This is a genomic window from Paenibacillus thermoaerophilus (assembly GCF_005938195.1).
Taxonomy (GTDB): domain Bacteria; phylum Bacillota; class Bacilli; order Paenibacillales; family Reconciliibacillaceae; genus Paenibacillus_W; species Paenibacillus_W thermoaerophilus.
On the sequence record NZ_VCQZ01000001.1, the window covers coordinates 194,239 to 205,294 of the forward strand.

Sequence of the window (11,056 nt, forward strand, 5' to 3'; positions counted from 1 at the left end):
TGAGGCGCATGGGACTGGGAATGGGCGAGACGCTGCATGACGGCAGCGCCCGAGAGGATCAACAGGACAGGGAAGACAGATCCGGCTCCGGCGCAACCGGCCGGGGGGATACCGCCGCGGCGGCCGCCGATCTGGCCAAACGGCTGGATACGCTGGCCGTCCGGATCGAAGCTTCCCGGATAGCCGAATATGTAGAGCTGCTTCATCATCCGCGAAAGCTGTTGATGAGCAGCCTGTTGACGGGGATTGCGAGAGGCATCGGCATTACGATCGGCGTTACGGTTTTCGCCGCGGTGCTGGTGCAGCTTTTGCGCATGCTGGGCGCGTTAAACCTGCCGGTTATCGGCGACTGGATCGCCGATATCGTCGAAATCGTCGAAAGCGAACTGGACGGCCGCCGGATCGGTTAGGGATAAGGGTCCGCGTCGTCCGCATCCAATATGAGCAAGCCCTCGCCTTCGCCGTGTTCGAGGTATTCGCGGTAGGCCCGATTGCGGACGACGTGCGTGTGCTTTCCGTAAATGTCCGTCGCCAGGAAGCTCTCCAGCGTCTCCACATATCCGTCCGGTTCGTCGCCTTCCGTGGCGGAGCCGCTGTCGTAGTCAAACGTATCCGGGCTTTCGGCCATCGCCGGACTGTCGGAATTGCCCCAGGCTTCGACGATTTGCCAGGCGTCTTCGCCGTCGAAGCCGTTCTGGCCGTCCCGGTCGTCCATGCTTGTCCGCCCGAACGGCCTTTCCAGGAACGATTCCTCGGCGGGACGACGCTCCGAGTGACGCTGGGCCGGATTATGCTCGACGCAATAAGCGGCGGCCGGATTCGCTTCCAGCCGTTCATAAGGAATGGCCCGGCCGCAGACGGCGCATATTCCGTATTCCCCGCGATCCATCCGGGCCAATGCTTCCGAGGCGTCCTGCCGAAGCAGGCGGAAGTGCTCGCGCAAAGCCGAGTCTTTGCCCCGTTCGTAGCTTTCCGTCGCCGCGTCGGCCGGGTGATTGTCGTAAGCTGACAAATCGCCGACGCTCTCGCGAAGCGACGCCTGCAGGCCGAAGCCGTCCGACGATTGCAAGACGCCGTCCCATTCGCGCAGATCGGCCTCCAGCTTGGCGCGGAGTGCGGAGAGCTGATGTTCCGTCAGACCGTTCACCTGATTCCCATCCTTTCGTTCTTTGCAGTCGATGGGTTTATTGTTCTCAACAGGCGGCAAAGCTTGCGCGGAAAATCCTTACCGCGGATCGCTGCGGGCCGCCTGCGGCCTTGCCTTTCTGGAACCATTATCCATTCCGAAGGAGGACATTATCTTGCTGCTGATCCGGATGTTGCCTTATTACGTGCTTGCCGCCATCGTAATCGCCATCGACCAGTTCACGAAATATTTGGTCAATCAAAAAATCGCCCTGGGAGCGGAATACCCGATATTGTGGGATTTTTTCCTGCTTACGCACTATCGCAACACAGGGGCGGCCTTCGGCATTTTGAAGGAAATGCGGTGGTTTTTTCTCGTGATCACGGCCGTTGTCGTGCTGGCTATCGCCTGGTATTTGACCAAAGCCGTACGGGAGCGGCGCAAGCTGATTCCGACAGCGTTGGGCTTGCTGCTCGGCGGCGCGCTCGGCAACTTTTACGACCGGGCCGTTCACGGCGAAGTTGTTGATTTTCTGCAATTCAACTTCGGATCTTATACGTTTCCGATTTTTAATTTGGCCGACACCGCGATTTGCATCGGCGTCGGACTGATATTGCTGGATTCCATTTTGCAATGGCGCGAGGAGAAAAGGAGTGCTGCGGCGCATGATGAATCGGCCGCATGATTGGGAAGAAGACGAGGAGCTTCCGGAAGAGGAAGGCGTGCTCTATTGGGTGGCTGACGCCGACACGGACGGAGAGCGAATCGACAAGGCGATATCCGAGTGGATGGAGGAGGGGGTGTCCCGCTCGCAAGTTCAGCAGTGGATCAAGGACGGCCGGGTTACGGTGGGCGGCAAGGCGGTCAAGCCCAATTACCGGCTGGCCGAAAACGACGAGATCGCCTTGATCGTGCCGGAGCCGGAATCCGTCGACGTGCTGCCGGAAAACATCCCGCTTGACGTCGTGTACGAGGATTCCGACGTGATTGTCGTCAACAAGCCGCGCGGCATGGTTGTTCACCCGGCGCCCGGTCACAGCTCGGGCACGCTGGTGAATGCGCTGCTGTACCACTGCCGGGACTTGTCCGGAATTAACGGGGAGCTTCGGCCGGGCATCGTGCACCGGATCGACAAGGACACGTCCGGCTTGCTGATGGCGGCCAAAAACGATTTGGCGCACGCGGGATTGTCCGCGCAGCTTAAAGCGCATACCGTGACCCGAAAATATATCGCCGTCGTGGAAGGCGTCGTTCAGCACGACCAAGGCACCGTCGACGCGCCGATCGGCCGCGACAAGCACGACCGCAAGATGTTTACGGTGACCTGGCACAACGGAAAGCCTTCCGTCACGCATTTTGCGGTTCTGAAGCGGTTTCCCCGGCAGACGATGCTGGAGCTGCAATTGGAGACCGGGCGTACGCATCAGATTCGCGTGCATATGAAGTTTATCGGCCATCCGCTTGTCGGCGATCCCATGTACGGCAAGACGAAGCGTTCCGTGATTCAGGGGCAGGCCCTGCATGCGGCGACGCTCGGGTTCACTCACCCGCGGACGGGGGAGCAGCTGGAATTCGAAGCGCCGCTCCCGGACGATATGAAGCTGTTGATCAAGCAGTTGGGGGAGGAGCCGCTATGAATCCGGAACGGTTCATCAAACCCGAAGTTCGCGGGATCGAGATATCCGGCATCCGCAAAATGGCGAATCTGGTGGCGAAGTACCCGGACGCCCTGTCGCTGACGATCGGACAGCCGGATTTTCCGACCCCGGCGCATATTGTCGAAGCGGGAAAACGGGCTCTTGACGAAGGCCGGACCGGTTATACCGCGAATCCGGGCATGCCCGAGCTGAGACAGGCCGCGGCTGCTTTTGTCGCGGACAAATACGGGCTGTTTTACCGCTGGCAAGATGAGGTTATCGTGACGGTGGGCGCATCGGAAGCGCTGGATATGACGCTGCGGGCGATCGTGTGCGCCGGCGACGAGGTGATTTTGCCGGGGCCGATCTATCCGGGATACGAGCCGCTCGTGCGGATGGCGGGCGGCGTGCCCGTGACCGTCGATACGAGGGCCGACGGGTTCCGGATGACGGCGGAAGCGCTGGAGGCCGCCATTACCCCCCGGACGAAAGCCGTGCTCTTGTGTTCGCCGGCGAACCCGACGGGCCGCAGCCAGGACCGCGCCAGCCTGGAGAAGATCGCGGCCGTGCTGCGCGGACGCGATCTCGTTGTGATTTCCGACGAGATTTACAGCGAGCTGCTGTTCGACGGCGAGCACGTCTCGATCGCTTCCTTGCCGGATATGCGTGAGCGTACGGTTGTGATCAACGGCTTGTCCAAGTCGCATTCCATGACCGGCTGGCGAATCGGATTTGCGTTCGCGCCCGCATGGCTGGCGGAGCATCTCGTTAAGGTGCATCAATACAACGTTACTTGCGCCACATCCGTCAGCCAATGCGCGGCGATCGCCGCTCTGACGGCGGGACGGGACGATGCGCTGCCGATGCGGGAGGCTTACCGCCGCCGCCGGGATTACGTGTGCGATCGGCTGGTTGCGATGGGGATGGAGATCCATCGGCCGGAAGGCGCGTTTTACGTCTTTCCGTCGATCGCCCGCTTCGGTTTAAGCTCGCAGGAATTCGCCCACCGGCTGCTCGAGCGGGAACGGGTCGCGGTTGTGCCCGGCGATGCGTTCGGACCGCTGGGCGAAGGCTATATCCGGTTGTCGTACGCGTATTCCGAAGAGACGCTGCGCGAAGGTCTGGACCGGCTGGAGAAGTTTTTAAGGAGTTTGGACGGAGGGGCTTGAACCAAGCGCGGCAGCTTGGCCGAACGTCTCGGCTGATCGTGATAAGCAAATGATACAAAAACGGAGCGGGATGATCCTGTCGTTCAGGACCCGCTCCGTTTTCGTTTTAATTGAGAGGATCAAGGCTGTTCCGACTTCCAGCGGAAATAGTCGCTGACCGTCCGGATGGCGAGATCGATGGCTTCTTCGGCCGGTTCGATCTTGGCGTGATGCAGCCCGTAAGGCGTGTCGACGCCCAGCCAGAACATAAAACCCGGAATGTCGGCCAGCATGTAGCCGAAGTCTTCGCCGGTCATCGCCGGGCGGCATTCCACCGCGCGGATGTCCGGACGAGCCGACAGCCAATCCATAAACTCGCGCGTCAGCCGTTCGTCGTTGAACACTTGATGGTAGTTGGCGCCGTAGTCGATGCTGGCGGCGCAGCCGAACGAAGCTTCGATTCCGGCGACAACCGCTTCGATGCGCGATTTGACGAGCTTCATCGTGTCGGCGGAGAAGGTGCGGATGGTTCCTTCCAGCCGGGACGTCTCGGCGATAATGTTCTGCTTCGTGCCGCCTTCGATCTTGCCGACCGTGATGACGGCGGAATCAAGCGGATCGAGATTGCGCGAGACGATCGTCTGCAACTGCGTCAGCAGATGCGCGGCCGCCACCACCATATCGTTGGCCAGATGCGGGAAGGCCGCGTGGCCGCCCTTGCCGCGCAGGTCGATGAACAGCTCCGACGTGTTCGCGAACAGCAGGCCGGGACGCGTCGCGATCGTCCCTACCTTGTATTCGGGCGCGATATGCAGCGCGACGATCTGATCCGGGCGCCACTGGCGGAACTCCTCGCTCTGCAGCATCGGCAGCGCGCCGCCGGGACCTTCTTCCGCGGGCTGAAATGCGATAACGAAATCGTCGGCGAGCGGCCGCTCCGCGATCGACGTCAGCACGCCGAGGCCGATCGCCATATGCAGATCGTGGCCGCAGGCATGCATGAATCCCGGATGCTCCGAGTGGAAGTCGTAATTCGTCTCCTCCGCGATCGGCAGCCCGTCCATGTCGGCGCGGTAGCCGAGCGTGCGCTTGGGCGCCGTGCCCTTCACCTTCACCAGAATGCCCGTCCGCCACTTGCGCACCTCCAGCCGGTCCTGGGGCAGCGTCGCGATATAGTTCAGCAGATACGCCTGCGTCTTGAATTCCTGAAAGCCGGGCTCCGGTATGCGGTGCAAATCCCGCCGGATGCGGACGAATGGGGATAAACTCGTCGTCATCGGCTTACAGCGTGCGGAGTTCTTTCAGAATCTCCGTCTTCGATTTGGTTTTGTCGTCGACTTTTTTGATGACGCGCGCAGGCGTTCCGGCGACGACGGTATACTCCGGCACGTCTTCGACGACAACCGCGCCCGCGGCGACTACCGCGCCTTTGCCTACGCGCACGCCTTCGAGGATGACGGCGTTGGCGCCGACAAGCACGTCGTCTTCAATTACGACCGGCTGAGCCGACGGCGGCTCGATGACGCCCGCGATAATCGCGCCCGCGCCGATGTGGCACATTTTGCCGACTTGCGCGCGTCCGCCCAGCACGGCGTTCATGTCGATCATCGTGCCTTCGCCGACGGAAGCGCCGATGTTGATGAGAGCGCCCATCATGATGACGGCGTTGTCGCCGATATGGACTTTGTCGCGGATGATGGCGCCCGGCTCGATCCGCGCGTTGATCGGCTTCACGTCCAGCAGCGGGATGGCCGAGTTGCGGCGGTCGGCTTCGACGGCGTAGTCGGCGATGCGGTCTTTGTTCGCTTCAAGCACGCCCTCCAGCACTTTCCATTCGCCGAAGACGACGCCCGCTCCCCCGGAAATAAAGCTTTGCGAGCCTTCGCCCCAGTCGATGCCTTCCAGGTCGCCTTTCACGTACAGCTTGACCGGCGTTTTTTTGGTGCTGTTTTTGATAAAGTTGATAATCTCCATCGTGTTCATTTCGCTCATGGATACGATTCTCTCCTTCATGGATTAATAGGCCGCGATAAGTTCGGACAAACCAACCACATTCTTTATAGCATAAAAAAACCGCCCCATCAACGCAAACGGCGAGAGCGCCGAGCGGAGAAACGGCTGCGCGACAAGCGCAAAATGCTCGTAACCTCCCGCGTCCGGATAAACAAGGGCTTCGGTGCGGAATCCCGATTTGCAGCCGTCCGCCACGCGGCCGGGCTTCGCCGCAACCTTGCCGGTATGGTAGTATGCAGCCAGAGAGGAACCTTTATCCTTGCGGCCGCAATTTAAACGATATCGGCTTCCCGATCGTATTATGGCCGACAACTGGAGCGCAGGAAGGAGGAGCGCCAGGCGTGGAGGCGGAGGAGCAACCCCTGATCCGGTTGGCGCAGCACGGGGACGACGAGGCGCTGGCGGAGCTGCTGCGCCGTCATTATCCGTTCGTGCGCAACTATATGATCAAGTGGACGATGGACCCGGAGACGGCCCAGGAGATGACGCAGGAAGCGATGATGCGGGCGGTGACGCATATCCGGTCGTACGACGGATCGTCCAAGCTGTCGTCGTGGCTGATCACGATCGCCAGCCGGCTGTATCTGGACGAATGCCGCAGACGCAAGCGCGAGAGTCGTTGGCGGCAGGAGCAACGGCAATCCGCCAGACGCATGAGATGGACGGCGGAAGCTTCCGGTTCCGAATGGCGCGACGTCATGGACGCGCTGGCGGAGCTGGAGCCCGAGACGCGGGCGGCGATCCTGCTGAAGCATTACTACGGGTACGGCTACGAGGAGATCGGGCGGATGCTCGGTTGTCCCGAAGGCACGGCGAAGTCCCGGGTGTTTCACGGCATTCGCAAGCTCAGAAAGGAGTGGAACAACGATGGCGAACGAACGCAATAAAGACGCGGAGACGTCCCCGGAAGAGGAGACGATCCGTCAGCTCGTCGCCGGATGGCGGGAGATGGACGAGGATGCGGGCGATGAGGTTCCGGACATTCGGGTATTCCGCCGGCTTGTGGCCGAAACGCGCGAGCGGGAAAAAGCGAAGGCGCGGAGGGAGTGGGGAATTTTCCTCGGAGCGGGCGGGATAGCCGCAGGCGGGGCGTTAATCGCGCTTGCCGCCGGATGGGGCTGGTTCGCCGTGTATCAGGGCGCGGCTGTCGTGCTCGCGGTGGCGGCGGGTTATGCCCTGAACGACAAAAGCCGGAAGGAGCGGGGGGTATGAATACGCATCCGACGGCCCCATGGTGGCTGTGGGTCGTGCTGCTGGCCGTGCTGTTCGCCCAAGGCTCGTTTCTGTTCGGACATGCGCGCAGGCACGGCCGGTTTCCTTGGATATGGGGACTGTGGGGGTTCGTTTCGTTTCCGCTGCCGACGATCGTGTATGTTCTTTATTATGCGTGGACCGGCAAAAGGAACGGCGGCCACGATAAATCGGGAGGAGAAGCGCCATGACGCGGTGGGATTTCGGCGAGATGACGCTGGGATGGAAAGCGTTGGCTCGAGCCCGCTCCCGGACAGGTGCTGGCGAAGGCGCTGTCGCAATTCGGGTCGATCGGCCTGCTGGTGCTTGCACTAGCCGGCATGGGCTGCGTATCGGGCGAGCGCCGCAGCGGCGCGGCCGCCATGCTGCTGGTCAAACCGGTGTCGCGCACGGCGTACTTGCTGGCGAAATGGTCGGCCCTGCTGGCGCTGTCGCTCGTGTCGTTCGCCGCCGGATACGCGGCCGCCTGGGTATTATACGGAGCTGTTGATCGGGCCGGTGGACGCCGGTTCGGCGGTTCGCGCAGGTTTCGCGTACGCGATATGGATCTCGCTGGCGGTGACGTGTACGGCGGCGGCCAGCGCGGCGCTTCGTTCGGCGGCGGGAGCCGCGCTGCTGTCGCTCGGGACCACGGGGGCGCTTGCGCTAACCGCTTCGCTGCTGCCGGGCTGGTTCCGCTACAGTCCGGGGGCTATGCCCGGCTTGGCTGCGGCTCTGGCCGAAGGGCGCGAATCTGCCGACTGGATCGTTGCCGCTCCGTTCACCGCCGCGGCGATAGCCGCTCTGCTGGCCGCGTCGGCGGCCGGTTTCCGCCGGGCTTCGCTAGGGGCGGCTGACGCTTGACAAGATTCGAGCGCGGTGTCATAATATCCGTTAAGTGTATAGCGCCTTTAAGTCAGTCCCGTGAGACTGGCAAGGTTACGTGAAACCATCTTGACGATGGCGGAAGCCTTCGAGCCGATTGACGCGTTCGAAGGCCGCTGCCCTCGCTGTCCGCATGCGCGGATCGCCATCCCTCCGGCGGAGGATGGCGATCCGCTGCGGCCGCAGACCTTTGCCAATCCCGGCAAAGGTCTTTTTTTATACGCCAAAGGAGGATGCTCCACCATGGTTTCCGAACGACAAACGACGCATGTCATATTGGACGAAGCGGCGATCCGAAGGGCGCTTACCCGTATCGCCCACGAAATTCTCGAAAAGAACAAGGGCATTCGCGACTGTGTATTTGTGGGAATCCGCACGCGGGGCATCTATCTCGCCAACCGGATTGCCAAACGGGTGCAAGAAATCGAAGGCGAGCCGGTTCCGATCGTCGAGCTGGACATCACCTCTTACCGCGACGACGTGGTGCGCCGAATCGCCGAATCCCCGCCTCCATTCGTCCCGGAGCTCGACCCGGCCGATTTCATGGACGGCAAAATCGTCATCCTGTTCGACGACGTGCTGTATACCGGCCGCACTGTTCGGGCCGCGATGGACGCGCTGATGGACAGGGGCCGCCCGCAGATGATTCAACTGGCGGTGCTGGTCGACCGCGGCCATCGGGAGCTGCCGATCCGTCCGGACTATGTCGGCAAAAACGTGCCGACCGCCAAGCTCGAGACGATCGAGGTGCGGCTGAGCGAGGTAGACGGAACCGACGAAGTCGTCATCATCCAAACGAGGGGGTAGCTCGACATGACGGGAACCGGAATCGGACTTGACCGCCACCTGTTGGGATTAAAGGACATAAGCGACAGCGAGATCGTCTCGATTCTCGATAGAGCCGCCTACTGGGAGCAGCAGCCGGAAAAGGTGCACCGGACGCTGGCTGGCAATTTCGTAGCCAACATGTTTTTCGAGAACAGCACGCGCACGCGCTTTTCCTTCGAGGTGGCGGAAAAACGGCTCGGCGCGGAGGTGCTGAACTTCACCGCCGCGGTCAGCAGCGTGCAGAAGGGCGAATCGATCTACGACACGGTCCGTACGCTGGAATCGATGGGAATCGACGCCGGCGTCATCCGGCTCAAGCCGATCGGGGTATTGCCCGAGCTGGCGGCGAAGATCCGCGTGCCGCTGATCAACGCGGGCGACGGCAACAACGAGCATCCGACCCAGGCGCTGCTCGACTTGTATACGATGCGCAAGCATTTCGGCTCGGTTCGGGGGCTGACGGTGTCGATTATCGGCGACATCCTGCACAGCCGCGTCGCCCGCTCCAACCTGTGGGGGCTGACGAAGCTGGGCGCGAAGGTGCAGTTCTGCGCGCCGCCGAACATGCGGGCGCCGGAATTGGACGCGCCTTACGTCTCCATCGACGAAGCGCTGAAGGCCGACGTCGTGATGATGCTCCGCGTGCAGTTGGAGCGGCACACGACGGGGTTGATCTCCTCGGCGGAGGAATACCGCGCCCAATACGGCCTGACCGAGGAGAGGGCGGCCAAGCTCGCCCCGCATGCGATTATTATGCACCCGGCTCCGGTCAACCGGAACGTCGAGATCGACGATGCGCTGGTCGAGCATGAGAAATCGCGGATTTTTACGCAGATGGCCAACGGAGTTCCGATCCGGATGGCGGTTGTCGAACGGGCGTTACGCTGAGGAGGTCTTCATCTATGAAGGTTTGGATATTAAACGGCAACGTATGGAACGACCGGCGCCAAGCGTTGGAGCCGAAGCATGTGCGCGTCGACGGTGAAATCATCGCGGAAATCCGCGATGCGTCCGAGGGACTGCCCGACACGGCCGGACACGAGGTGGTGGACGCGGCCGGACGGCTGCTGTCGGCGGGATTTATCGATATGCACGTTCATCTTCGGGAACCCGGTTACGAGCATAAGGAGACGATCGCGACCGGCACCGCGTCCGCCGCGCGCGGCGGATTCACGACGATCGCGTGTATGCCGAACACGAAGCCGCCGACGGATACGCCCGAGAGAGTGCGGTACGTGCTGGACAAAGCCAAGGAAGCGGGTCCTGTGCGCGTGCTGCCTTACGCGGCGATTACGAAAAGCCAGCTCGGCCGCGAGCTGACCGATTTCGCCGCGCTGAAGGAAGCCGGAGCGATCGGCTTTACGGATGACGGGGTCGGCGTGCAAAACGCGAAGATGATGAAGGACGCGATGGCGCTGGCCGCTTCGCTGGGGCTGCCGATCGTCGCGCACTGCGAGGAAGACACGCTGCTCGAAGGAGCGGCATTCTCCGAGGGCGAGTTCGTCAAGCGACACGGGCTCAAAGGCATCCCGAACGAGTCCGAGTCGATCCACGTCGGCCGCGATACGCTGCTGGCGGAAGCGACGGGCGTTCATTACCACGTCTGCCACGTCAGCACGGAGCAGTCGGTGCGCCTGATCCGGCTCGCCAAGCAGCATGGCGTGCGCGTCACCGCCGAGGTGTGTCCGCACCATCTGCTGCTGTCGGACGAGGACATCCCGGGTCTGGACGCCAACTGGAAGATGAACCCGCCGCTGCGCTCGCCGCGCGACGTCAAAGCCGTGATCGAAGGGCTTGAAGACGGGACGATCGATATCATCGTGACGGACCACGCTCCGCACAGCGAGGAAGAAAAAGCGAGGGGCGTCGACAAAGCGCCGTTCGGCATCGTCGGCTTCGAGACGGCGTTTCCGCTGTTGTATACGAAATTCGTCGCAACCGGCCGCTGGAGTCTGGGCTTCCTGCTGGAGCGCATGACCCGCAAGCCCGCCGACGTGTTCGGGCTTGGGCTGGGCCGCCTGGAGCCCGGCCAGCCGGCGGATCTGACGATCGTGGATTTGGAGAAAGAGGCGGAGGTCGACCCCGCGAAATTCCTGACCAAGGGACGAAACACTCCGTTCGCCGGCTGGAAGCTGAAGGGCTGGCCGGTCTGGACCATGGCCGCAGGCCGTGTCGCTTGGAGCGAATAA

General features: G+C 62.0%; 14 protein-coding genes and 1 pseudogene. 12 read left to right on the forward strand and 3 right to left on the reverse strand.

Features of this window, described 5'->3' with window-relative positions:
- Window positions 1-8: 8 nt before the first annotated feature.
- Entirely contained in the window at window positions 9-410 is a 402-nt protein-coding gene (locus FE781_RS00875; protein WP_246067972.1) for a DUF5665 domain-containing protein, read from the forward strand.
- Here the strand turns inward: FE781_RS00875 and FE781_RS00880 are convergent.
- Window positions 407-1,147, reverse strand: coding sequence for a TraR/DksA C4-type zinc finger protein (locus FE781_RS00880; RefSeq protein ID WP_138787735.1), 741 nt, complete (start codon window positions 1,145-1,147; stop codon window positions 407-409). The two genes, FE781_RS00875 and FE781_RS00880, sit on opposite strands and share 4 nt — an antisense overlap.
- A 169-nt stretch (window positions 1,148-1,316) precedes the next feature.
- Here FE781_RS00880 and lspA point away from each other — a divergent pair, with 169 nt between their 5' ends.
- Genes lspA through FE781_RS00895 form a run of 3 tightly spaced genes read left to right on the forward strand, consistent with a single transcriptional unit; the run spans window position 1,317 to window position 3,932 of the window.
- Window positions 1,317-1,811, forward strand: coding sequence for a signal peptidase II (gene lspA / locus FE781_RS00885; protein ID WP_379252257.1), 495 nt, complete (start codon window positions 1,317-1,319; stop codon window positions 1,809-1,811).
- Entirely contained in the window at window positions 1,792-2,763 is a 972-nt protein-coding gene (locus FE781_RS00890; RefSeq protein ID WP_379252203.1) for an RluA family pseudouridine synthase, read from the forward strand. The genes lspA and FE781_RS00890 overlap by 20 nt, the downstream gene beginning before the upstream one ends.
- Window positions 2,760-3,932 (forward strand): aminotransferase A, encoded by a 1,173-nt coding sequence (locus FE781_RS00895; protein WP_138787736.1) that lies wholly within the window; start codon window positions 2,760-2,762, stop codon window positions 3,930-3,932. Before FE781_RS00890 ends, FE781_RS00895 begins: the two co-directional genes overlap by 4 nt.
- A gap of 119 nt (window positions 3,933-4,051) precedes the next feature.
- Here FE781_RS00895 and FE781_RS00900 read toward each other — a convergent pair whose 3' ends face one another.
- Together FE781_RS00900 and dapD are read right to left on the reverse strand one after the other, a co-directional pair.
- Complete coding sequence (locus tag FE781_RS00900) at window positions 4,052-5,188, reverse strand: N-acetyldiaminopimelate deacetylase (protein WP_138787737.1); 1,137 nt, start codon at window positions 5,186-5,188, stop codon at window positions 4,052-4,054.
- A 4-nt stretch (window positions 5,189-5,192) separates the two neighbouring features.
- Window positions 5,193-5,903 carry a 2,3,4,5-tetrahydropyridine-2,6-dicarboxylate N-acetyltransferase gene (gene dapD / locus FE781_RS00905; protein ID WP_138787738.1) on the reverse strand — a complete coding sequence of 237 codons (711 nt, stop codon included), beginning with the start codon at window positions 5,901-5,903 and terminating at the stop codon, window positions 5,193-5,195.
- Between the two features lie 362 nt (window positions 5,904-6,265).
- Here dapD and sigY point away from each other — a divergent pair, with 362 nt between their 5' ends.
- From sigY to FE781_RS00940, 8 genes and pseudogenes are all read left to right on the forward strand, one after another.
- Window positions 6,266-6,811 carry an RNA polymerase sigma factor SigY gene (gene sigY / locus FE781_RS00910; protein WP_246067973.1) on the forward strand — a complete coding sequence of 182 codons (546 nt, stop codon included), beginning with the start codon at window positions 6,266-6,268 and terminating at the stop codon, window positions 6,809-6,811.
- Entirely contained in the window at window positions 6,792-7,136 is a 345-nt protein-coding gene (locus tag FE781_RS00915; protein ID WP_138787740.1) for a DUF5345 family protein, read from the forward strand. Before sigY ends, FE781_RS00915 begins: the two co-directional genes overlap by 20 nt.
- Window positions 7,133-7,366, forward strand: a complete 234-nt coding sequence (locus tag FE781_RS00920; protein WP_138787741.1) for a sigmaY antisigma factor component — start codon at window positions 7,133-7,135, stop codon at window positions 7,364-7,366. Before FE781_RS00915 ends, FE781_RS00920 begins: the two co-directional genes overlap by 4 nt.
- Before the next feature lie 111 nt (window positions 7,367-7,477).
- Window positions 7,478-7,648: pseudogene (locus FE781_RS18105) on the forward strand (ABC transporter permease subunit); the annotation flags it as partial.
- A gap of 13 nt (window positions 7,649-7,661) precedes the next feature.
- Window positions 7,662-8,018, forward strand: a complete 357-nt coding sequence (locus FE781_RS17695; RefSeq protein ID WP_246067974.1) for a hypothetical protein — start codon at window positions 7,662-7,664, stop codon at window positions 8,016-8,018.
- 264 nt (window positions 8,019-8,282) lie between these two features.
- Window positions 8,283-8,846 carry a bifunctional pyr operon transcriptional regulator/uracil phosphoribosyltransferase PyrR gene (pyrR, locus tag FE781_RS00930; protein WP_138787743.1) on the forward strand — a complete coding sequence of 188 codons (564 nt, stop codon included), beginning with the start codon at window positions 8,283-8,285 and terminating at the stop codon, window positions 8,844-8,846.
- A 6-nt stretch (window positions 8,847-8,852) separates the two neighbouring features.
- Entirely contained in the window at window positions 8,853-9,755 is a 903-nt protein-coding gene (locus FE781_RS00935; RefSeq protein WP_138787744.1) for an aspartate carbamoyltransferase catalytic subunit, read from the forward strand.
- Window positions 9,756-9,769: 14 nt separating this feature from the next.
- On the forward strand, window positions 9,770-11,056 hold the full coding sequence (locus FE781_RS00940; RefSeq protein ID WP_138787745.1) for a dihydroorotase: 1,287 nt from the start codon (window positions 9,770-9,772) through the stop codon (window positions 11,054-11,056).